This is a genomic window from Rhizobium sp. 16-488-2b, assembly GCF_017741815.1.
GTDB lineage: Bacteria > Pseudomonadota > Alphaproteobacteria > Rhizobiales > Rhizobiaceae > Rhizobium.
This window is the reverse complement of record NZ_JAGHMF010000036.1, coordinates 314,692-340,450: the sequence shown is the minus strand read 5'-3', so window position 1 is coordinate 340,450 and position 25,759 is coordinate 314,692. Positions and strand designations below refer to the sequence as shown.

The window sequence follows — 25,759 nt, the reverse complement described above, 5'->3', positions numbered from 1 at the left end:
AGTCGGTATCACTGCCCGCGCAGGGCACTCCAGAGCCGGTCGCCTTGCCCACTGCTTATGTTCGCCTCGGCCAACATTTGGCTGGAGAACAGCGCCCCTGGCCCGAGATCGGCGCGCCGGTCCCTGACATGGTCGAGAACCGTGCCCGTCTGCAGGTCGATGCGCAGCGTGTCGCTCACCGTACCGTCGCGCGAGGTGCCCCATACGCGGATGTCGATCGAGACGGCGCCGACAGGCGGGCGGCCGATGATCATTCCGCCATGCGTCACCGTCATCCAGTCCGGCAGCGCACGGCCGTCGGATAGCGTCACGCTGAAGCTCGTCTTGTCCGTCTGGCTGCCATAAGCGGGCAGGATATAGAGGAAGTTCTCGTTGAAGATCGTATCGACGGTGAACCAGGTACTGTCGGCACCCGATCCGGCGATGTGAATGTTCGATCCGCCCTTGAAGAAGCCAATATGGATATCGTCGAGACGGCGTCCGCTTTCGATCCACTCGGAGATCTGACGCACGGCATGCAGCACCGCGCCGTGGCGCGGCAGCGAACCGATGCCGTTCAAAGGCTGTGCGGCGTTGACGACAGCGTCGATCGGGCCATCCACCGTGATGTCGTCCGATATGGCGCCGAGATCGTCCATGATCTCCTTCGATGCGCCGCCAATCTCCTCGGTCTCGTCACCGAAATCAGGCGCACCCGGATCGTTCGGATCGACAGGGAACACGACCGGCGGATCCCTTTCGAGCGGCGGACGTTCGCCGGGCGGTGTTTCAGGCGGCTCCGTGGGCGGAACGGCAGCACCCACGGAAATCGTGACCATGTAGGTCGATGTCGCGTCACCGTCGGAGACCGTGAAGGTGAAGCTGTCGGCACCCTCATAGCCGGCTGTCGGAGTATAGCTGTAGCTCCCATCCGGATTGACGGTGACGACGCCGTGGGCTGCGGCCGATCCCAGTTGATAGGTGATCGGCGATCCCTCGACATCGAAGGCCGGCGGCAAGGTGCCCGTGACGGTCTGATCGCGCCCGACCGCGATCGCGGTGCCGGATCCGACAGGTGCGTCGTTGACGGGCGTAACCGTGACGAACACGCGGTAGATAACCGTCGCCCGGCCATCGCTCACCGAATAGCTGAACTGGTCCGTGCCGTTGAAATTGCCGTTTGGCGTGAAGATATATCGGCCGTCCGCCGTGATTATGACGACGCCGTGGGCCGGTCCGGCCGCAACCGCGTAGCTCAGCGGATCGCCATCGGGATCGGTGGCGGCGGGAAGCCTGCCGGTAAACGTCGTATCCTCGGCAATGGTCAGCGTCGTGTCGCTGCCGACGGGTGCGCCATTCACCGCGCCGACGGAAACGGTGACGGTATAGACCGAGGTCGCCGTGCCGTCGGATACTGTATAGGTGAACTGATCGGCGCCGCTGAAGCCAGCGTCTGGCTGGTAAGTGTAGTTGCCGTTCAGATTGATCGTGACCGTGCCGTGGACCGGATTGGCTCCCAGACCGTAGGTGACCGGCGATCCCTCGACATCGAAGGCCGGCGGCAGGGTGCCGGTGGCGACCGTTCCCTCCTGCACGGAGATCGACGTATCAGACCCGACGGGTGCATCATTGACGGCGGTGACGGTGACGGTCACGCGATAGACATTGGTGACCGTGCCGTCGCTTACCGAGTAGCTGAAGCTGTCAGTGCCGTTGAAGTTGCCGTTGGGCGTATAGCTGTAGGTCCCGTCGGCGTTGATGCTGACCGTGCCGTGGCCGGCCGCGGCCGCCAGGCCATAGGTGATGGCATCGCCATCAGCATCGGAGGCCGTCGGCAGCCGTCCGGTGAAGCTCGTATCCTCGGCGAGCGAGATAGCGGTATCCGATCCGACCGGGGCGTCGTTGACGGGCGTGACCGTGACGAACACGCGGTAGACCACCATCGCCCGGCCATCGCTCACCGAGTAGCTGAACTGATCGCTGCCGTTGAAATTGCGATCAGGCGTGAAGGAGTATTGCCCGTCCGCCGAAACGGTGACGACACCATGCGCCGGTCCCGCGGCAAGGCCGTAGGTCAGCGCGTCGCCATCCGCGTCGGTCGCGACCGGCAGCTGGCCGGTAAACGGCGTATCCTCGGAAACGGTCAGCGTCGTGTCCTGGCCGGAGGGCGCGCTGTTGACGGCGCCGACGGAGACGGTGACGGTGTAGATCGATACCGCCGTTCCGTCGGAGACGGTGTAGGTGAACTGATCGCTGCCGCTGAAGCCGCTGTTTGGCTGGTAGGAATAGCTGCCGTTCGCTCCGATCACCACGGTGCCGTGCGCGGCCTGCGCGCCAAGTCCATAGGTGACCGGGCTCCCCTCGATATCGTAGGCCGGCGGCAGATTGCCGGTCGCGATCGTGCCCTGCTGCGCCGAAATCGACGTATCGGAGCCGATCGGCGCATCGTTGACGGCGCTGACGGTGACCGAGACGCGGTAGACGTTGGTCGCCGTTCCGTCGCTGACGGAATAGCTGAAGCTGTCGGTGCCGTTGAAGTTGCTGTCGGGGATATAGCTGTAGGTCCCGTTGGCATTGATGCTGACGGTGCCGTGGCTTGCCGCGCCTGCGAGAGCGTAGGTGACCGCATCGCCATCGGGATCGACGGCTGGCGGAAGCTGGCCCGAGAAGGGCGTATCCTCGGCAAGCGAGATGGCGGTATCGGCGCCGACCGGCGCATCGTTCACACCCTGGACGGCGATCGTGACGGTATAGGTCACCGTGACGGTTCCATCGAACAAGGTGTAGGTGAAGTGGTCCGGCCCGGCATAGTTTGCCTGCGGCACGTAGCTGAAGGTGCCGTCGGGATTGACCGTCACGGCCCCATGGGCGGCCGGCGTGCCAAGGCCGTAGACGACCGTGTCGCCATCCGCATCGGAGGCTGATGGAAGCGAGCCGGTAAAGCTCGTATCCTCGGAGATGCTGATTGCCAGATCCGAGCCCGTCGGCGCATCGTTTTCGGCACCGACATTCACCGTCACGGTGTAGACGGACAGCACAGTGCCATCGGACACCGCGTAGGTGAAGGTATCAGTCCCAGAGAAATTGGCGGCGGGGACGTAGGTGTAGCGGCCGTCGGAGAGCACGGTGGCCACGCCATGACTCGGACCGTTCTGCAGCAGATAGGTCAGCGGATCGCCATCGACATCCACCGCGCGCGGCAGCGTTCCCGACGCGGAGCCGTCTTCGTCGACAGAGATCGACACATTGCTGCCAACAGGCGCGTCGTTGACCGCGGTCACCGTGATCGAGACCGTGTAGGTCGAGACCGCCTGGCCATCGGTCACCTGGTAGGTGAAGCTGTCGGCGCCGTTGTAATCGGCTGCCGGCACGTATCGGTAGGTTCCGTCGGGATTGACGGTCACCGAACCATGCATGGGCTGCGTGCCGACGGCATAGCGAACCGGATCGCCATCCACATCGCTGGCGGCCGGCAACACGCCGTCGAAGGGCACGTCCTCGGAGACTGTGATCGCAGTATTCGATCCGACTGGGGCGTCGTTCACAGGCGTCACGGTGATCGAGACAGTATACGTCGATTGATCGATGCCGTCGGAGACGGTGTAGGTGAAGCTGTCGGTGCCGTTGTAGTTGGCATTCGGCCGATAGGTGTAGGTGCCGTCGGTGTTGACGGTGACCGTGCCATGCGCGGCTGGTGCGCCCAGACCATAGGTGAGCGCGTCACCGTCCGGATCGGTCGCAAGCGGTAGCGTTCCACTGGCCAGACCGTCTTCGGCAACGGTGATCGAGGCGTTGGAGCCGCTCGGCGGATCATTGACCGCGCCCACGGTGACATTGACCACATAGGTCGTGGAATCGGTGCCATCCGAGACGCTGAAGCTGAAGCTGTCGGAGCCGTTGTAGCCGGGCGCCGGCGTGTAGCTGTAGCTGCCGTCGGAGTTCACGACCACGGTGCCGTTGGTTGCCTGGGCGGCGAGCCCGTAGGTGATCGGGTCGCCATCGGCGTCGGAGGCCGGTGGCAGCTGGCCGGTAACGGTTTCGTCCTCCTCGGTGGAGATCGAGGTTCCCGAGCTCACAGGCGCATCGTTGACCGCGGTCACCGTGATCGAAATCGTGTAGGTCGAAGTCGCCTGGCCGTCGGAGACGGTGTAGGTGAAGCTGTCGGAACCGTTGTAGTTTGCGGCCGGCACATAGCTGTAGGTGCCGTCGGAGTTGACCGTCACCGTGCCGTGCGCCGCCTGCCCGCCAAGCCCGTAGGTCAGGCTGGGGCTGTCCACGTCGCTCGCAACCGGCAGCTGGCCGTTCAACGTCTGGTCCTCGGCCACAGTCGCGGTCGCATCCGAGCCGACGGGCGCGTCGTTGACTGGGGTCACGGTCACCGCGATCGTGACGGTCGTGACACCGCCCTGTCCGTCGCTGACACTGATGTCGAAACTGTCGGTCCCGTTGAAATCGGTGTTGGGTGAGTAGAGGTAGCGCCCGGCGGCATCGATGACGACGGTGCCGTTGCGTGGGCCTGTTGCGACCGCGTAGGTCAGCGGGTCGCCATCCGGATCGGTGGCGGCCACCACGCCCGAAACCGGCACGTCTTCGCGCGTCTGGATCATCGAGCCGCTCGCGACAGGCGCGTCATTGACGGGCGCGAGAATGATCGTCGCCCGGTCGGTATCGGTCTGGACACCGCCGGCGCCACTATTGCCGCCGTCGCTGGTGACCATGGTCAACGTCACCGGCGCATTCGAGTTGAGAAGCGGGTGATAGACCGGGGCCGACGCTCCCGCGAGGTAGGCGTTGATATCGCCGATCGTACCTGTAAGCGTGATCGCGCCCGAACCGTTGCCGGCCACGGCCACATTGCCGCCGGCGGCAGCCGTCAGCGTGCCGGCATCGACCGAGAGCGTCACGGTCATCGTGCCCGATCCGGCATCGACGTCCGAGATCGACAGGCCGGCAAGCGGCAGCGCCGTGTCCTCGGTACCGTTGAAGGTCGCCGGCAGGCTGTTGACAGGTGCGTCGTTGACGCCTGTCACCGTGCCGTTGACCGTGCCCTGCACGCTCAGGGTTCCGTCGGAGACCGTGTACGTGAAGCTGGCATTGCCGGCGAAATTGGGTGCTGCCGCAAATGTCAGCGTACCATCTGAATTCAGCGTCACCGTTCCTGACGCGAGCGCAACGCTGGCGCCGACGCTGATCGGCTGACCGTTGATCTCCGTTATCGTCAGCGTATCGCCATCGGGATCGCTGTCGTTCGCCAGAACCGGAATGACCACCTGGCCATCTTCGGCGACAGTGAAGTTGTCGTTGACGACGACAGGCGCGTCGTTGACCGGATTGATGGTGATCGTGACGGTCGCCGTATCGGTGCCGCCATTTCCGTCGTCGATTCGATAGACGAAGCTGTCGGTGCCGTTGAACCCTGCGGTCGGCGTGTAAGTGAAGGTGCCATCGGGATTGAGCACGAGGGCGCCATGCGCGGTATTCGTCACCAGCGAAACGGTGAGCGGATCGTTATCGGGATCGGTATCCGGGCCATTGCCGTTCGCGTCGAGAACCGAGCCGCTCAGCTGACCACCTTCGTTCATCGTGAAGGCATCGTTGACCGCGTCCGGCACCGGGTTGGTCACCGTCCAGGCAAAGCTGCGGACGGCTTCGCCGCCGAGGCCGTCTCTCGCCGTAATCGTGACGTTATAGACCGCGCTGCCGGTCGCACCGGAGGCGTTCGGCAGGATGTTGCCCGTGATTTCGCCGGTCTGGGTGTTGTAGACGAGGCCCGGCGGCAGGCCGGTGATATCGAAGGTCAGCGTATCGCCATCGACATCGGTGAACTGAGCACCGACAGGCAGCACGATGGCGGCACCATCGAGGCTTGCCTGTGGCGGCAAGGCCGGCGCATTCGGCGCGTCGTTGAGGCCAGTGACGGTAACCGTCAGCGTCGCGGTGGCAACCCCACCATGGCCGTCGGAGATCGTGTAGCTCACCGATGTCGTCGCGGTCGCACCGGCGGCAAGGCCGTCGAAGTCCGTGCCTGGGTCGAACGTATAGGAGCCGTCGGCGGCAATAAGGAAGCTGCCGCCGCCTTGGCCGGGGATTGCAGTGCCGACATTGCCGGTGGCCGCGCCGACGCCGACAACGGTCAGCGTGTCGCCGTCCGGATCGCTGTCTGCACCCGGCCCGCCGACGATCACATTGCCTGAAATCGCGGTGTTCTCGGTGGTCGCAGCGGCATCGTCGACGGCCACGGGCGGGTCGTTGACCGCGCCGACCGTGACCGTGATCGTTGCCGTGGCGGTGGCGCCGCTGGGGTCTGTGACGACCACGACAAAGCTGTCGGTGCCGTTGAAATTGGGATTGGGGATATAGCTGTAGGTGCCGTCGGGGTTGACGACGGCGGTCCCGCTCGCGGCAGCGGTCTGAAGGCCATAGACCAGCGTGGCCGGCGCGTCGTCGATGTCGGTGGCAACGATCTGGCCCGTCGCCGTGCCGTCTTCGTTCATCGAGACCGCGACATCCTGCAGAACAGGCGCATCGTTGACCGGATTGACGGTCACGGTCACCGTATGGGTGACGACGGCGGTGCCATCCGAGATCGTATAGGTGAAGCTGTCGGCGCCGTTGAAGTCCGCGGTCGGCGTATAGACGTAGGCGCCGGTCGGGTCGATCGTGACGCTGCCATGCGCCGGCTGGCTGCCGACGCCATAGGTCAGCGGATCGCCATCGACGTCGGTCGCCGCCGGTAGCCGGCCGCTGAAGGCGGTGTCCTCGGCGGTCGAGATCACGATGTCGGAGCCGACGGGGAGATCGTTGGCGCCCGATACCGTCACCGTGAAGGTCGCGGTCGAAGTACCGCCCTGGCCGTCGGAGATGGTGTAAGTGATGCTCGTGGTGCGTTGTTCGCCGGCCTTCAGATTGTCGAAGTCGGTGCCCGGCACGAATGTGTAGCTGCCATCGGTGCCGATTACGAAACGCCCGCCCGCCGAGCCTGCGATTGACGCGCCGACATTGCCGGCAACGCCGTTGACGGCGCTGACGACGATCGTGTCGCCATCCGGGTCGCTATCCGCGCCATTACCGTTATCGGCGAAGACCGAGCCGGCGATATCAACGTTCTCGCCGGTGCTGGCGGCATCGTCGCGGGCGATGGGCGCGGGGTTTGTGACCGTGATGATGAAGGTCTGGTTCGCCGAGCTCGTGCCGTCGCTGGCAAATACCGTGACCGAGTAGGCGCCGCCATTGAGCTGCGACGCGTCGGGGTCGACCGTTCCGGTGATGATGCCCTGTGAGGAGATCGTTAGACCTGTCGGCAGGCCCGTCGCGGTGAAGGTCAGGCTGGGCGTATCGATATCGCTGAAGTTGCCCGAGACATCGAAGCTGATGGTCTGCGCATCCTGATAGGCCTGGTTGGCGATCGGCGTACCCACGGGCGCGTCGTCAACCGGCGTGACGGTGACGGCGATGGTGTAGGTGACCGTCGAGCGGCCGTCGGAGACACTGTAGGTGAAGCTGTCGTTGCCGTTGAAGTTGGCTGGCGGCGTGTAGCGATAGCTGCCGTCGGAGCTGATGGTAACGACGCCATTGGCAGGCGGTGTGGCGATGGCATAAGTCAGCGCATCGCCATCGGGGTCGCTTGCGGTGGGCAGGAAGCCGGTCGCGACCGTATCCTCGCCGGTCTGGAAGCTCCCATCACTTCCGATCGGCGCGTCGTTGACGCCGACGACAGTGACCGACAGCGTGGCGTTCGCCGTGCCGCCATGGCCGTCCGACACCGCGTAAGTAATCGAGGTAACCCGTGTTTCGCCGGCCTTGAGGCCCTGGAAATCGGCGCCGGGATCGAAGCGATAGCTGCCGTCGGCGTTGATCACGAAGCTGCCGCCCGTCGAGCCGGCGACCGCAGCGCCGGGCAGGGCAGCACCAACGGCCGAGACGACGAGCGCGTCGCCGTCAGCGTCTGTATCGTTGCCCAGTACGCCGGGCACGGCGCCGACGATGGCGGTGTCCTCATCCGTGGTCGCCGTGTCATCGACGGCGATGGGCGCGTCGTTGACGGCACCGATCGAGATCGTCGCGACCGCAGCGGCCGAGGTTGCGCCGCCATCGTCGGTCACCGTGATCGAGACGGTGCGGTCTCCCGTAGTCGGGTTGTCGCTTCTGTTTTCATATTGAATGGCGCGCAGCAGGGCGCTGGTCGCCGCGTTGCCCATCGTACCACCGGCCGCATTGGTGATGGCGAGCGCGTTGGCGCCGTCATAGCTGAAGCGGAAGGTCGTGCCGCCGAAGGTGATCGTGCCGGTGTTGGCCGTGCCGTAGATGATATCCACGGAGCCGTTCAGGTGAATGACCTCCGAGCCCGCATTGGCAAAGCCGCCAAGCGCGACATTGAGCGACGTGATGCCGTTCTCGACATCGAACACGGTTGCATCGCCGCTGGCGATCGCGACAGGCGCATCGCCTTCATTGAAAGAGACGGCGATATCGACGCCAGCGCCGGCGCCGTTGAGATCGACGACGCCGACATCGTTGACGGCCGCCACGGTGATGACGATCGATGCTTCCGCAAAGCCCCCATTGCCGTCGCTGATGCGGTAGGTCACCGGCACAGTGCCGTTGAAATCGGCCGCCGGCGTGAAGGTCAACGATCCATCGCCGTTGAGACGGATGACGCCGCCCGCAACAGCAACCGTGCCGTTGGTGGCAATCGGCTGGCCGTCGATCGCCACGATCGTCAGCGGATCGCCGTCGGGATCGACATCCACGCCGCCGCCGGCCGTGCCGACACCGGTGATCGGGTTGAAGGTGACGGCGGTATCTTCATTGGTCGCGACCGTGTCATTGGCGGCGATCGGCGCCGGGTTGCTGACGGAGAAGACGAACTGCGTCGAGACCTGGCCGCCATGGCCATCGTCGGCGGATACCACGACAGTGTATGGGCTGCCGGCCGATGCATTGGCATCCAGCGTGCCGCTGATGAGACCGGTCGCGGGGTCGAAGCCAAGGCCGGGGGGCAAGCCATTGACTGATATCGCCAGCGTGTCGCCATCGACATCGCTGAAGAAGCCCCGGACGTCGAAGCTCACGGCCGAGCCATCGGCCTGCGCGCGATCGGGGATCGGAGTCGCCAGGGGCGCATCATTGACGGGATCGACCGTGACCGTCACCGTCGCCGTGTCGCTGCCGCCATTGCCGTCGCTGATCGTGTAGGTGAAGGAGGCGGTGCCGGCGTAGTTGGCCGCGGGCGTGAAGCGCAGCACCTGCGCGCCGTTGACAAGCACGAGCTGCACCGAGCCGTTGGAAATTGGCACGGCCGCGCCATCGACGCTCAGGTTGACGCCGTTGACGAGGACGATGCTCTTGGCATCGCCGTCGGTATCGACATCGTTGGCGAGCACATCGATATCGACAGGCTGGTCTTCCAGCGTTCTTGCCGTGTCGTTCATCGCGTCGGGGGCGATGTTGCGGATGACATAGGTGAAATCGGACTCGGCGGTGAGGCCGCCGTCATCGGTCGCGATGACCTTGACCAGATAATTGGAGAGGCCCATGGGGCCGGATGCGCCGGCGCTGATCCGGCCGCTGATGATGCCGGTTTCAGGATCGAAGGTCAGGCCTGGCGGCAGGCCTTGAACGTCGTACGTCAGCACGCCGCCCTCGGGATCGGCGAAATAGCTCGAAATATCGAAGCTGATCGTATCGCCGTCGTTGCGTTCCATGTCGGCGATCGGGGTTTCGATCGGCGCGTCATTCTGGGCGCCCACCGTTATGGTCAGCACGCCGGTGCTGAGGCCTCCCTGGCCGTCGGTCACGCGGTAGACCACCGTGTCGATGCCGTTGAAATCTTTTGCGGGCGTGTAATTCAGCGTTCCGTCGCTATTGACCGTCACCGTGCCGTGGCCGGCCTGCGGCGGGAAATCAGGATCGATCGTCAGCACGTCGCCATCAGGGTCGGTATCGTTTCCAAGCACGTTGATGTTGAGAAGGGGCACGTCCTCGGTGGTGGTCGCGGTATCGTTGACGGCGGTCGGAGCCGGATTGGTGACGGTAAGATCAAAGGTTGTCCTGAACGTGCCGCCATGGCCGTCGTTCGCCACAACCGCCACCGTATAGGTCGGGCCACCCGACGACGCGTCGGCGGCGATCGTGCCGGTGATAACCCCATTTGCGTCCATCGACAGGCCTGCCGGCAGGCCCGATGCCGTAAAGGTCAGCGTATCGCCGTCGACGTCGCTGAAGAAATCGCTGACGTCGATCGGCTTTCCATCGAGCGACTGGCCATCGGCAAGCGTTACCGCGGGAATGGGCGTTGCCGTCGGATTGTCGTTCACGCCGGTGACCGTGACAGTGATCGTCGCCGTATCGCTTTCGCCATCGGCATCCGTCACGCGATAGGTCACCGACGTCGTGCGGGTCTCGCCGGCGCCAAGATCGGCGAAATCGGTGCCCGGGTTGAAGGTGTAAACACCGGTGGCGCTGACGGTGAAGGTACCGCCGTTCGAACCGGCAACCGCCTGGCCGACGCTTGCCGCCTGGCCGTTGATCCGGTCGATGGTCAGGGCGTCGCCATCGGGGTCCGTGTCATTGGTCAGCGCATTGCCGCTGCCGCTGGCGTTTTGGCCGACCGACAGGACGTCGCTGAACGCCTTGGGCGGGAAGTTGCTGATGATCCAGGTGATCGTGCGCGAGATCGTGCCGCCCTGCCCGTCCGATACGTTGATCGTTGCGACATAGGGCTCGGGGCGAGACGCGTTGTTGGGAAGCGAACCCGAGATCACGCCGGTCGCGGCGTCGATCTGCAGGCCGGGCGGGAGATCGGTCGCGGCATAGCTCAGCGTATCGCCATCGCGATCGGAGAAATAGATGCCGGCGTCGAAGGAGACGCTCTGGCCGTCGCTGTCCATCTGGACCGGAAGCGGGCCGCTGACATCGGGCGCATCGTTGACGGCATTGATCGTGATCGTAACCGTCGCCGTCGAGACGCCGCCCTGCCCGTCGGAGATCGTGTAGATGATCGTGTCGGTACCGTTGAAATCGGCGGCCGGGACATAGGTGATCGAACCGTTCGCCGCGAAGGTCAGCGTCCCGTGCCCGGCCGAGGCGGCGATCAGTCTCAGCGTATCGCCATCCGGATCGATGTCGGCGCCGGCGTTGCCGCTCGCCGTTCCCGCGCCGGTGATGACGTTGAACGTCGCGGACTGATCCTCGTTGATCGCGAGATTGTCGTTGACGGCCGTCGGGCCCGGATTGGTCACCTGAAGCTCGAAGCTCTGGGATACGGACGCACCCGTCCCGTTCGGCCCGTCATGCGCCGTGACCGTGATCTGGTAGAAGCCGGCGGCGCCGCCCTGGCTGGCGTTGTGATCGATCGTGCCGAAGATAAGGCCGGTTGCGGCGTCGAAGCTCAAGCCGGCAGGCAAGCCCGTGATCGTGTAGTTCAGCGTGTCGCCGTCGGGATCGTCGAAGAAATCCGAGACGCGATAGATCAGCTGCTGCCCATCGGCCCGCACCCGATCCGGTATGGGGTTGGTCCCCTCGGGCGCGTCGTTCTGCGGGATAATCGTGATCGTCACCGTCGCGGTATCGACGCCGCCATTGCCGTCGTCGATCGAGTAGCTGAAGCTCTCCTGGCCGTTGTAGTTCGCGTTCGGCGTGAAGCGCAGCACCGGCCGATCGGTCGGGCCGGCGACCAGTTGAACCGTGCCGTTCGTCGTCGCGACCGCCGGTCCGTTCAGCTGCAGCACCACATTGTTGACGCGGATGACTTCGTCATTGTCGCCATCCGGATCGCCGTCATTGGCGAGCACGTCGATATCGACGGGGGTATCCTCGTTGGTGGTCGCGAAATCGTCGCGCGCGATCGGCGGCAGGTTGAGGATGGTGTAGTGGAAGGTGACCGAGGTCGTGCCGCCCTTGCCGTCCGATGCCGTGACCGTCACCGTATAGACGGCCTCGCCGGTCGGGCCGGAGGCTTCCGGCGCGATGCGACCGGAGACCAGGCCGGTGGCCGGATCGATGGTCAGCCCGGCGGGCAGGCCGCTTGCGGCATAGGTGAGCGGATCGCCGTCGGCATCCGAGAAGAAGGACGAGATATTGAGGCTGTCGGTATCGCCGTCGTTCCTCGTGCGGTCGGCGATGGGCTGGCCGACCGGCGCGTCGTTGACGGCGAGCACTGTGACGGTGACCGTCGCGGTCGCCGTTCCGCCGTTTCCGTCGGAGATCGTGTAGGTGATCGTGTCGGTGCCGTTGAAGTTGGCGTTCGGCTGATAGGTGATCTGGCCGCCGGAGCCGAGCGTCACCGTGCCGTTGGCGGCGCTGGCCGCCGTGACCGTCAGCGGATCTCCATCGGGATCGCTGTCCGGCACTCCGCCGCTGGCCGAGCCGTCAAGCACGTTGAAGGTCAGCGGCGTATCTTCCGTCGCGGTGACCGCATCATTGACGGCAACCGGCGGCGGGTTGCTGACCGAGAAGGAGAAGCTCTGGCTGGTCGTGCCGCCATGGCCATCGTTGACGCTGATGGTTACCGTGTAGACGCCATTGCCCGTTGGCCCGCCGACGCTTGCCTGGCGATCGATCGTTCCGGTCACCACACCGGCGGCGTTGATCGACAGGCCGACCGGAAGGCCACTTGCAGAATAGGTCAGCGTGTCGTTGTCGGCATCCGAAAAGAAACCGGAGACATCGAAGGTGACGGCTGCGCCATCCGCGCCCGACCGGGCCGGAAGCGGCGTGCCGACCGGCACATCGTTGACGCTCGCGACATTGACCGTAACCGTATACTCGTTGCTGCCGCCCTTGCCGTCGCTGACAACATAGGTGAACCGGTCAGTCCCGTTGAAATTGGCCGATGGCGTGTAGCTGTAGGTGCCATTTGGATTGACGACAACGGTGCCATGGGCCGGCGTGGTGCTGCCGGCGGCATAGGTGATCACATCGCCGTCCACGTCGGTTGCTGTCGGCAGGGTGCTCGAGATCACCCCATCTTCATCGACCGAAACGGTAGTATCGGAGGCAACGGGCGCGTCGTTGACCGGCGTCACGGTCCCATTGACCGTGGCCGTCGCGGTACCGCCGTTGCCGTCAGAAATGGTGTAGGTGAAACTCGGGCTGCCGTTGTAGTTGGCTGCCGGCGTGAAGGTCAGCGTGCCGTTCGCATTGAGCCTGACGCTGCCGCCGGTGATCGCCACGGACCCGCCGGACGCAATCGCGGTGCCATTGATCGCGGTCACATTGAGCGCATCGCCATCCACGTCGCTGTCGTTGCCGCGGACATCGAAGGTCACGGCCGTGTCTTCAAGCGTGGTGAAGCTGTCGTCGACGGCAACCGGCGCGTCGTTCACCGGCGTCACGCTGCCGCTGACTGTAGCGGTCGCGGTGCCGCCATTGCCGTCGGAAACCGTGTAGGTGAAGCTCGGGCTGCCGTTGAAATTCGCCGTCGGCGTGAACGTCAGCGTGCCGTCGGCGTTCAGCCGCACGGTGCCGCCGGTAACGTTTACCACCCCGCCGGCCGCGATATTGGCGCCGTTGATTGCGGTCACGGTGAGCGTGTCGCCGTCGATATCGCTGTCATTGCCAAGCACATCGAAGGTGACGGCCGTATCCTCTGCCGTCGTGAAGCTATCGGCCACAGCGACGGGGATGTCGTTGACCGGCGTTACCGTGCCGTTGACGGTGGCGGTCGCGCTGCCGCCATTGCCGTCGGAGACGGTGTAGGTGAAGCTCGGGCTGCCGTTGAAATTCGCGGTCGGCGTGAAGGTCAGCGTGCCGTTGGCGTTCAGCGTGACGCTGCCGCCGGTGATCGCCACGGAATTGCCGGCCGTGATGCCGGTACCGTTAATCTGCGTGATCGTCAGCGCGTCGCCATCCGGATCGCTGTCATTGGTAAGAACGGCGATGGTAACGGCCTGGTCTTCTGGTGTCGTGAAGCTGTCGTTCTGAGCGACCGGCGGATCCTGGACGGGATTGACCGTGCCGTTGACCGTTGCCGTGGCCGTCCCGCCATGGCCATCGGAAATGGTGTAGCTGAAGCTCGGATTGCCGTTGTAGTTGGCCGATGGCGTAAAGGTCAGCGTGCCATCGGCGTTCAGCCGGACGCTGCCGCCGGTGACGGCGACCGAACCGCCGGATGCGATGTTCGATCCGTTGATCTGGATCACGGCAAGCGCATCGCCATCGACGTCGCTGTCGTTGGCGCGCACATCGAAGGTGACCGCAGTATCCTCGTTGGTGGTGAAGCTGTCGTTGGCGGCAACCGGCGGGTCCTGCACCGGATTGACGGTGCCGGTGACGGTCGCGCTCGCCGTGCCGCCCTGGCCGTCGGAGATCGTGTAGGTGAAAGTCGGCCTGCCGTTGTAATCGGCCGTCGGTGTGAAGGTAAGCCGGCCATCCGCATTGAGCGTGACCACGCCGCCGGTGACGGCCACCGAGCCGCCGGTGACGATGGCGGTGCCATTGATCGCCGTGACAGCAAGCGTACCGCCATCGACATCGCTGTCATTGGCGCGCACGTCGAAGGTGACGGATGTGTCCTCGTTGGTGGTGAAGCTGTCGGCCACCGCGACCGGCGCATCGTTCAGGCCGGTGACGGTTACGGTCACCGTTGCCGTCGAGAAGCCGCCCTGACCGTCGGTGATCGTGTAGGTCACGGTCGTGACGCGCGTTGCTCCGGCGGCGAGATCGTCGAAGGCGGTGCCGGGATTGAAGGCATAGGTGCCATCGGCATTGATCGTGAACGTCCCGCCGTTCGACCCGGCCACGGCCTGGCCGACACCGGCGCCGCTGCCGCCGACCGCCGAGACTGAAATCGGGTCGCCATCGGGATCGGAATCGACGCCGTTGCCATTGTTGGCAAAGACAGAGCCCGTGAGCGGGGAGTTCTCGGTGGTCGCCAGATTGTCGGCGGCGGCCACCGGCGGCGGGTTGAGAACGGCCCAGGTGAAGCTGCGGTTCGCGGTCGCGCCGCTGCCATCGGTTGCCGTCACCGTCACGGCATAGGGACCGTTGACGCTGGCGCTGCGGTTGATGGTGCCGGAGATGACACCGGTCGTGGCGTTGATCGTCAGGCCCGGAGGAAGGCCTGTCGCGGTGAAGGTCAGCGTGTCGCCGGTATCGGGATCGCTGAAGTTGCCGCCGACATTGAGCGTCACCGCCTGCGCGTCGTTGCCGGTCTGGTTGGCGATCGGCGTCGAGATCGGCGCATCGTTGACACCCGTGACCGTCACCGTGACCGTCGCCGTCGAGAAGCCGCCATGGCCGTCCGACAGCTGGTAGGTGACGCTGGAGGTGCGGCTCTGGCCGGCCGGAAGATCGGTAAAGGCCGTGCCCGGATTGAACACCGCCGCGCCATTGGCGCCGATCGTGAACGTGCCGCCGTTCGAACCTGTGACGGCAAGCCCGACATTGCCGGCGACGCCGTTGATGGCCGAGACCTGCAGCACGTCGCCATCGACATCGGTGTCGTTGGCGAGCACGTTGAGGCTCGTGCTGACGCCGGCATTGGTCTGGGCGGTATCGTTGACGCCGACGGGCGCGTCGTTGACCGAATTGACGGTGACGCTGACCAGATATTGCACCGTGACGGTGCCGTCGCTGACGCTGTAGGTGAAGCTGTCGGTGCCGTTGAAATTGGCGGACGGTGTGTAGGTATAGGTGCCGTTGGGGTTGACCACGACGGTGCCGTGCGACGGCGCGATCGACCCGGCGCCGTAGGTCAGGCTGTCGCCGTCGACATCGGTCGCGACAGGCAGCGTGCCGGAGAAGGCCGTGTCTTCGTTGGTGGTGATCGCGGTATCGGAACCGACAGGCGCGTCGTTGACCGGCGCCACTGATATCGTCGCCGTATCGGTGTCAGACAAGGCGCCGCCGCTGCCTGTGTTACCATTGTCGTTGGTCACCATCGTCAGCGTCACCGCGCCATTGGCGTTGGCGGCGGGGTTGAACACAGGCCGGGTGCCAGCTGCGGTGAGGAAGACGTTGATGTTGGAGAGTGTGCCGGTCAGCACCAGCGTGCCCGATCCGGAGCCGCTGACCGTGACGCCGGAGCCGCCAGTGGCGGCCAGAGTGCCGGAATTGACGCGGAGTGTCACGGTGATCGAACCGGAGCCGGCGTCGACATCGGCGACCTGCAGGCCGGCCAGCGACAGCGCCGTGTCCTCGTTGGTTCCGAAGCTCGACGGCAGCGTGTTGACCGGCGCGTCGTTGACGGCCGTGACGTTGAAGGTGAAGCTGTTCGGGCTCTGGTCGGTATCCTGGCCGCCATTCGCCGTGCCGCCATTGTCGCGGACCTGGAAGGTGAAGGAGGCGAGCGCGGTACCGTTGGCATTGGCTGCCGGTGTAAAGGTGAGGTTGCCGAGATTGGCGGCGGAGATCACCTGACCGGCGGTAACCGCGGTGCCGCCGAGCGAGAGCACGCCGTTGGTCGGCAGGGTGGTGATGACGACGGCGGCGAGGCTGTTGGCCGGGCTGTCGTTCGGATCGGTGAAGCCGAAGCTCGCGGCCGAGAAGGTGTAGACACTGTCCTCGTTGATGGTGACGGTATTGTCTGTGCCCGCAGGCGCATCGTTGACTGCCGTGATCGCGATCGTTGCAGTATCTATATCGACAAGCGACGGGCCGCCGGTATTGCCGTTGTCGTTGGTGGTCATCGTCAGCGTGACGCTGGCGGTCGAATTGGCTGACGGCGTGAAGCTTGGGCGCGTCGCGCCGGCGAGATAGGCATTTATATCGGTCAGCGTGCCGGACAGCGTGAGAGCCTGGGATCCGGAGCCGCTCACCGATACACCGCCAGCGCCGAGCGCCGAGAGCACACCGGAATTGACCGACAGCGTCACCGTCATCGTGCCGGAGCCGGCGTCCTGGTCGCTGATCTGCAGGCCAGCGAGGCCGAGAGACGTGTCCTCGATCGCAGTGAAGGACGGCGGCAGCGTGTTGACGGGCGGTGTGTTGACCGAGGCGACAGCGACGGTGACCTGCGCGGTTTCCGTTACGCCGCCCGAGGTGACTGTATAGGTGAAGGTGGTCACGCCATTGTAATCGAGCGTCGGTGTGAAGACCAATTGGCTGGACGCATTGAGGCGCACCGTACCATTGGCAACGGTGACCGCCGCGCCGCCTGCAGTGATCGCGGTGCCGTTGACGGCGGTGATCGCGCGGCCCGGGTTCTCGAAGCTGTCATTGGCGAGCACCGAGATGACGGCGGGAACGTCTTCATCCGTCGACACGGAATCATTGGCGATGTCGGCGACCGGGGTGATGGTGACCGGGATGGTGCTGGTGGCGCTGAGCGAACCGTCTGAGGTCTGCACCGAGATCTGCGCAGAACCGTTGTAATCGGCAACCGGCGCATAGCTTGCGCCCGCCAGCGCCGTGTTGATCGCCGCCGTGGTACCGGTAAAGGTCATCGTCTGGTCGGCCGTGCCGTCGCCGGCGCTGAAGGACAGGCCCGATGTGCCAGACAGCGAGAAGGAGCCGTTGGTGACGGTGACGGTGACCGTCAGCGTTCCATTGTCGACATCGGTGACGACGATCGCATTGCCGGCGGAGGACGAGAAGACGATGGAGGTGTCTTCCGCCGTCGTCTGTGCCGACGGCACGGTGTTGACGGGCGCGTCGTTGACCGGATTGACCACGATGGTGACAGTCGCGGTTTCCGTCACGCCGCCTGATGTGACCGTATAGGTGAAACTCGTGGTGCCGTTGAAATTGGCGGCCGGCGTGTAGGTGATCGTGCCATCGGCCGCAAAGGTGACGGTGCCCTGGCCGGCCGGGGGCTGCGTGACCGATGTGATCGCCCTGCCGGCATTCTCGAAGTTGTCGGCCGAGGCGCCGTTGGTGCCGGTGATGGCGTTGAAGGTGATGGCGGTGTCTTCGTTGGTCGTCAGGTTGTCGGCGACGATATCGGCGACCGGCGTGATTGTTATCGCCACCGTATCGGTGTCGGTCAAAGTGCCATCTGTCGTTAGGATGGTCAGCTGCGCCGCGCCGTTATAGTCGGCGGTGGCGGTATAGGTGAGACCCGCAAGCGCCGCGTTGATCTGCGCCGCCGTGCCGGACAAGCGGACCGATGACGTGCCGTTATTGGCGATCGTCGCGCCGGCTCCCGTCGTCACGTTGGCAATGCCGTTGGTGACGGTCACCGTCGTGGTCAGCACGTCGCCATCCACATCGGCGACCGATACACCCGATACGGCCAGCGGCGTATCCTCGGCAACGGTCTGGGCGCCCGGAACGGTATTCACCGGCGCGTCGTTGACCGGCACGATGGTCACGTTGACGGTCGCGGTCTCGGTCACGCCACCCGAGGTGACCGTATAGGTGAAGCTGGTGCTGCCGTTGACGTTGGCCGATGGCGTGAAGGTCAGCGTGCCATCCGCATTGAGGCGAACCGTGCCGCTGGTGACGTTGACGACGCCGTTTGCAACAATGGCCGAACCGTTGATCGCCGTGATCGTGTGGCCGGCGTTTTCGAAGCTGTCATTGGCATCGACGGCGATCACCACCGCCGTGTCCTCATTGGTCGTGGCCGTATCGTTGGCGATATCCGCAACCGCGGTGATCGCGATTGTCTGCGTATCCGTGTCGGTCAGCTGGCCATCGCTGCTGGTCATCGTCAGCGTCACACTGCCGTTGAAATCGGCAACCGGCACATAGCTCGGCCGCGCGGTGCTGGCCAGATAGGCGTTGATGCTCGTGAGCGTGCCCGACAGCGTGATAGTGGCGGTGCCCGAGCCGGTGATGGTCACGCCCGAGCCGCTTGCGGCCGTCAACACGCCGGAGCCGACCGACAGCGTCACCGTCGCCGTGCCCGAGCCGATATCGGGGTCTGCCACCGAGAGGCCGGTCAGCGACAGCGTACCATCCTCGTTCATCGTCCAGCCGCCCGCAGGCAGCGTGTTGACGGGCGGGTCGTTGACGGGCGTGACCGCGACCGTCGCAACAGCCGTGTTCGACGACGCCGCACCATCGGATACGGTGACGTTGATCGAGCGGGTCACCGCACCCGGATCATCGGAGGTCGAGGCGTAGCGGATCTGACCGAGCGCCGTCTGGTAGGCGGCCTTGGTCGCCGAGCCGGTCAAGGTTAGCGTGTAGGTCGAGGCGTTGTAGCTGGCAGTGATGCCCGATGGCAGCGTGCCGGTAACCGACAGCACGTCGCCGGCTTGGCCATTGGAGATGACGATCGTCGCAGATGCCATGTTGGCGTTGTCGACGTCGGCGACGAGAACGCCGGTGTTGACGATGGCGACGCCGGCGGCGTTTTCCGTGTAGCTGGTCGCGTAGCCGGTGCCGGCCGCCGATGTGTCGAGGTCGAGCGTCGGCGCGTCGTTGACGGCGATGACGGTGATCGTTGCCGTATCCACGTCGGTCAGCGCGCCGCCCGAGCCGGTGTTGCCGCCGTCGTTCGTCGTCATCGTCAGCGTGACCGCGCCGTTGAAATCGGCCACCGGCGTATACACCGGCCGCGCGGTGCTGGCGAGATAGGCATTGATGCTGGCAAGCGTGCCCGACAGCGTCAGCGACGAGGTGCCGGAACCGCTGATCGTCACACCGGAGCCGGATACGGCGGTGAGCTGCCCGGAATTGACGCCGAGCACGACGGTCATCGTGCCGCTGCCGGCATCGACATCCGAGATCGCAAGCCCGGTCAGCGCAAGCGCCGTATCCTCATTGACCGACCAGCCGCCCGAGGGAAGCGTGTTGACCGGTGCATCGTTGACGGGATCGATGGTGATGGTGCGCGTGTCGATATCGGTCAGCGGGCCGCCGGAGCCGCTATTGCCGCCATCATTGGTCGTCATCGTCAGCGTCACCGAGCCGCTGGCATTGGCGGCCGGGTTGAATTGCGGGGCGGCGGCGGACGCCAGATAGGCGTTGATCGCCGAAAGCGTGCCCGACAAGGTCAGCGACGCCGATCCCGATCCGGAGATGGTGACGCCGGCGCCCGAGACCGCCGAAACCGTGCCGCCGGAGACGGCGAGCGTCACCGTCATCGTGCCGGTGCCGGCATCGACGTCGGAGATCGAAAGGCCGGAGAGCGCGATGGACGTGTCCTCGCTGGTGCTCCAGCCGGATGCCGGCAGGCTGTTGACCGGCGCATCGTTGACCGCGCTGACATTGACCGTGACGGTGGCCGTCTCGGTGACCCCGCCCGCAGTGACCGTATAGGTGAAGGTCGTTTGCCCGTTGAAGTTCGCGGAGAGCGTATAGACCAGCGTGCCATCGGCGGCGAAGGTGACGCTGCCCTGCCCGGCCGGCGGCTGCGTGACCGACGTGACGGCGCGGCCGGGATCCTTGAACGTATCGGCGGTGGCGCCGTTGGTCCCGGTGATGACGTTGAAGGTGATTGCGGTATCTTCAGCCGTCGCCACCGTATCCGGCGTGATATCGGCAACCGGGGTAACCGTGATCGCGACATTGTCCGTGTCCGTCAGCGAACCGTCGGACGTGGAGACGATGAGCGTGTCCGAGCCATTATAATCAGCGCGGCCGGTGTAGCGCAGCGAGGCGAGCACGCTGTTGACCTGCGCAAGCGTGCCCGAGACGGTGACCGAGGCCGTGCCGTTGCCGGTGACCGTTCCCGCAATCACCGAGGGCGACAGCGTGCCGTTCGCGACCGACAGGGTGACGGTGACGGAGCCGCTGTCGACGTCACTGACGGAAATGCCGGAGATCGCCGTCTGCACGTCCTCGTTCAGCGTGACTGACCCTGGCACCGTATTTACCGGCGCGTCGTTGACGGCGATGACGTTGACGGTCGCGACCGCGACGTTGGAATTGGCGGCGCCGTCATTGACCGTGACGTTGATGCTGCGCGGCGTGGTCGATGGGTTTTCCGAGCTCGACAGATAGCGGATCTGCTGAAGCGCCGTCTCGTAGCTGGCGCGCGGGGCCGAGCCCGTGAGCGTCAGGGTGAAGGTCGTGGAATTGTAGCTGGCGGTGATGCCCGCAGGCAGCGTGCCGGCCACGGCCAGAATGTCGCCTGCCTGACCATTGGTGATGACCGCGGACAGCGAGGCCATGTTGGCGCTGTCGATGTCGGTGATCACGCCATCGGTATCGGCAATCGCAACGCCGGCGTCGTTTTCCGTGTAGGTCGTGGTAAAGCCGGTGCCGGCGCCCGAGGCATCGAGATCAAGGATCGGCGCATCGTTGACGGGCGTGATGTTGATCACGGCCGTATCGGTATCGGTGAGCGGGCCGCCGGTGCCGAAATTGCCGAGATCGCTCGTCGTCATCGTCACCGTAACGCTGCCATTCGCATCGGCCACCGGCACATAGACGGGCGCCGCGCTCGATGCCAGGTAAGCGTTGAGATTGGCGAGCGTGCCTGTTAGCACCAGCGTGCCGGTGCCAGAACCTGAGACGGTGACGGAACCTCCGGCCGTGGCGGTCAAGACGCCTGTCGGCACCTGCAGCCGGACGGTCATCGAGCCCGTGCCGGCATCCGGGTCCGTGATCGACAAGCCTGTCAGCGCGACGCTGGTGTCCTCGTTGGTGGTCCAGCTTACGGGCAGCGTATTAACAGGCGCGTCGTTGACGGCGGTGATCGCAACGGCGGTGACGGCGGTGTTGGAATTCGCCGCGCCGTCATTGACGGTGACGCTGATGTTGCGAGATGTGGCGGCGCCGTTCAGAGTCGGGTTGTCGGAGCTCGAGGTGTAGAGCACCTGCCGCAGGGCGGCCTCGTAATTGGCCTTGGTCGCCGAGCCCGTCAGCGTCAGGGTGAAGGTGGTGGCGTTGTAGCTGGCGGTGATCCCCGCTGGCAGGGTGCCGGTGACCGTAAGCAGGTCGCCGGCCTGGCCGTTGGTGATCACGATCGAGGCCGAGGCCATGTTGGTATTGTCGACGTCGATGACGCTGCTGTTGGTATTCGAGATCGCAACGCCGGTGCCGTTTTCCGTGTAACCGACCGAATAGCCGGTTCCGGTGGTCGAGCCATCGAGATCGAGCACGGGCGCGTCGTTAACAGGATTGATGATGATATTGCGCGTATCGACATCCGTGAGCGCGCCGCCCGTGCCCGTGTTGCCGTTGTCGTTGGTCGTCATGGTCAGCACGACGGTGCCGTTGGCATCGGCGACAGGAACGTAGACGGGCGCGGAAGCCGAGGCGAGATAGGCGTTGATATTGGCGAGCGTGCCAGTCAGCACCACCGTGCCGGTTCCGGAGCCCGACACGCCGACGCTGCCGCCCGCCGTTGCCGTGATCGTGCCGGAGGCGACGCTCAGCGTGACCGTCATCGAGCCGGTGCCGGCGTCGAGATCGGTGACCGAAAGACCCGACAGCGCCAGGCTGGTATCTTCGTTGGTCGTCCAGCTGGCCGGCAGGTTGTTGACCGGCGCGTCGTTGACGGCAACGACCGCGATGGTGGAGGTGGCGACGGCCGACGACAGGCCGCCGTCGTTGACGGTGACATTGATGACGCGCGGCGTCGTGCTCGGATTATCGCCGGTGTTGGAGAAAGTGATGGCCTTGATCGCCGTGGCGTAGCTCGCCTTGGTGGCCGAGCCCGTCAGCGTAACGGTCACCTGCCCGGCAACCGACGTATCGACCGATCCGGTGATGCCGCTCGGCAAGGTGCCGACAGTCAGCACATCGCCTGCCTGCGCATTGGTGAGCACGATGGTCGCCGAGCGCATGTTGGTGCTGTCGAGATCGCGCACGTCAGTTGCGGCGCTGCCGATCGAAACGCCGGCGCCGTTTTCCGTGTAGGTCGTCGTGTAGTTGACGCCGGCCACCGTATCGACGTTGCGGAAGGCGCTGACATTGTCGATGAAGATATCATCGGTGCTTGGCGTCAGAAGGCCGCCGGCCGCGGAATAGCTGAAGACGAGGTCGCCGGTGGCGACCACCGTCGAGGGCAGGTTGATGGTGACGGCGGTGCGGCCCCAGGCGGTGGTGCCGGCGGCCGATGCGGCGACGGTGGAGGGTGATCCGGTCGCGCCGTTGAAATAGGTGATGGTCGCGGTATTCGGCGTGCCGTTCAGCGTACCCGTGGTGATACGCGCATAGAGCACGCCGCCGATAGTGACATCCACGGTCGCCGGCGTGTTGTTGTCGTTGGAGATACCGAGCAACAGATCGTTGCTCCAGCCCACATCGAATGTCAGCTGCGCTGCACCAGACGGCGCAAGACCGTCTGTCCAGCCTGACACGTTCGCCTGGGTAAGCGTGCCGGTTCCGCCGTTGAGCGTCCAGGCAAAGCCGCCATTGGCCTGCGCCCCCGCGGTGCCGCCGACCGTCCAGCCCGTGGTGCCAGGCGTGCCGCCATTGGTGATGATCTGCGTTGGCGTCGTGCCGGAATTGAGGTCGACGACGGGCGCTTGGGCGTAGTAGCCGAAATCGGCCGCGAGGTTGGCGGCGCCAATCGTGGCGAGCGCAAACGATTGGGTCGTGCTTCCCGTCGTAAGTGTGGCCGTACCCAGCACACCGTTCGCGTCGGTGACACGCACGATGTACTGGCCGGGGAGAACGCCGGTGAAGAGATAGCTGCCGTTGGCGTCGGTCGTATCCGTCGCCAGAATGCGTTCGCCGGTGCTGACCAAACCGTCGCCATTGACGTCGTCGATCAGCTGCACGGTAACACCGCCGATGCCGCCATCGCCGGTGTTGAAGGTGCCGCTCTTGTCGTTGTCGGCGAAGATTTTATCGCCGATCGTTCCCGTCGGCGGCGTCCAGCGCGCCGCATCGGAGATATTGGTAAGCGCAGTCGTGCCATTGGTCGTGATCGTCACGGCCGATCCGATGGCAACACCGGTGACCGGGTTGATCTGGCGAATATCGGTGCCGACGAGATAGGTGTTGCCGTTAATATCGCCGCCGCCCTGGGCACCAGTGCCGCCCGTGGCATTGGTGATGCTGTCGATGATCGCGCCGGTCGTGAGATTGTAGCGGGTGATGCCAAGCGTGGTGATGCTAAGCAGCGTGTTATTGGTCGCATCGATGGCGAAATCGCCCCAGTCGTTCGCTGCCGTAATCTGCGCGCCAAATGCGGTCGCGCCGGCCATGGTGCGGCCGTTGTTACTGAAGGTGATACGGTAAATCTGGTCGTTGCTTCCCGAAACGTTCTCGACGCCGAGATAGAGGCCGCCGTTGAAGAATGTCGCGGCGCCGCCGCCGACGCCTGTCGTACCTGTGACAATGTTGGTCGCCGCGCCCGTGGTCAGATCGGAATCGACCAGGATGTGGGTGTTGTTGATGTAATCGTAGGCAAACAGAGCCTTGTTGGTCGCATCGTTCGCGCTGTCGGTGTAATAGATCAGGCCGTTCGCCTGGTCCGCCGCCAGCGAGTTGATCGTGGCGGAGACGGTAATGCCACCGACCGATGTCGGCACTGTCGTGATCATCGTCGCCTTGCCGGTCAGGACATCGACGCTGTAGATCGAGCGCCCGGCCGAGACCAGTAGAGCACCGTTGCCGTTCGACGAGGCGATGTTCAGCGTATCGGCGTAATCCGCATGGCTCTTGTCCGTGCCGATGAGGTCAGAGGCGATATCGCCGTCGTGATATTCGAGATCCCAATTGCCACCGAGTGCCGCACTTCCCGTGGGGTCGGTCGAGGCAGCGACGTCGGCGCCGGTGAGGTAGCCGAGCATCTTGACGGCGTTCGTGCCCGTTTCGCCCTCGGCGAAATTGCAGCCGTAGACGAGAATGTCGGCATTGTCGGTCAAGGAGCCGCGGATCGACGTCAGGTCGGCGGCGTAATCGGTCGCCATCGTCGTTGCCGTCAGCGACGCCGAACCTAGCTGCAGGAAACCTTCCTTGCCGTGCGAGATGATGTGGATCGCCTCGACATCGTGCATGGACGAGAGCGTTTCGGCGAGTTCGTGAACGCCGTTCTCGTTCGGATCGACCACAATGATCTTGAAATTGTCGCCCAGGTCTTTGACCAGCGCCTGGTAGTCGGGCACGGAGGAATCGATCACCACCACCTGGCGCGGCTGCGCAACGGCTGATGTCTCGGGTGCTGCCGAAGCCGCCTGGTGCTCGGCAAGTGCCGCCACCAGCGCGTCATGACCGTCGCTTGCGCCGTCGTGCTGGGCGGTCTCGGCGGAGCCGTGATCCCCTTGATCCTGATGGGCTTTTTCCTGGGATTTTTCCACGGTCGCCGCGCCGGCGGCATCGAATGCGATGCGTTGTTCCAACTCCATCAACATCGAGCCGTATTTCGGCTTGGCATTCCTGCCCCGCATCTTTTCGACGCGGTCAGGTGCGGGGCGAACGTAGCGTTCGTTCATGGGGTTTCCTCCACGACAGATCGTTTTCGTTGGCCGGGTGCCCGTACTATCCCGGCATGTCAGCGATGTTAGTCATCCTCAGAACCGACTCCCAATGTCGGCTTTTTCAACCGTAGTGAGCAGAGAATTAACAAATTCCTAATTTTCCGCACCAGCAATTAGTTTGCACTAAATCAACCATGACAGGAGCTTGCAGCCGTATCCATCCGAGACATCATTTAGCACACACCAATAAAGAATGCTCTGAAAAATTGTGTTTTGTTAAGTCTTGATTAACCATGTTAGCAAAGACTGAAGGCAATCAGGCGGCAGTTTCACATTCAAAGTACTCGTCATGATTGTGTATTTTACACCCTTGCAATTGCATTTCCGCAGACTTCACCCATGTCAGACACCGTTGTCTGCGGTACAGGTTCGAGGAATGAATGAATGAAAATCCCCGTATTTCTGGTCGTTTCCGTCAGTTTGATCGCGAGCGGATGCACAGTTACGCCGAAACCGTTACCCCCTGAGGCACATGCAAATTTCGGTAAGGAGAGGCTTGCCCTTGCCACCGCCAA

Annotated in this window: 1 protein-coding gene; it reads right to left on the bottom strand. The window is 64.4% G+C overall.

The features are described from left to right. Positions 1-8 precede the first annotated feature (8 nt). Positions 9-25,199 carry an Ig-like domain-containing protein gene (locus tag J5286_RS27955; RefSeq protein WP_209193226.1) on the bottom strand — a complete coding sequence of 8,397 codons (25,191 nt, stop codon included), beginning with the start codon at positions 25,197-25,199 and terminating at the stop codon, positions 9-11. Positions 25,200-25,759: the final 560 nt, after the last annotated feature.

What these genes read in the sequence shown, in the direction of transcription:
- J5286_RS27955 (WP_209193226.1), bottom strand. Translation starts at nt 25,199, where the DNA reads ATGAACGAACGCTACGTTCGCCCCGCACCTGACCGCGTCGAAAAGATG.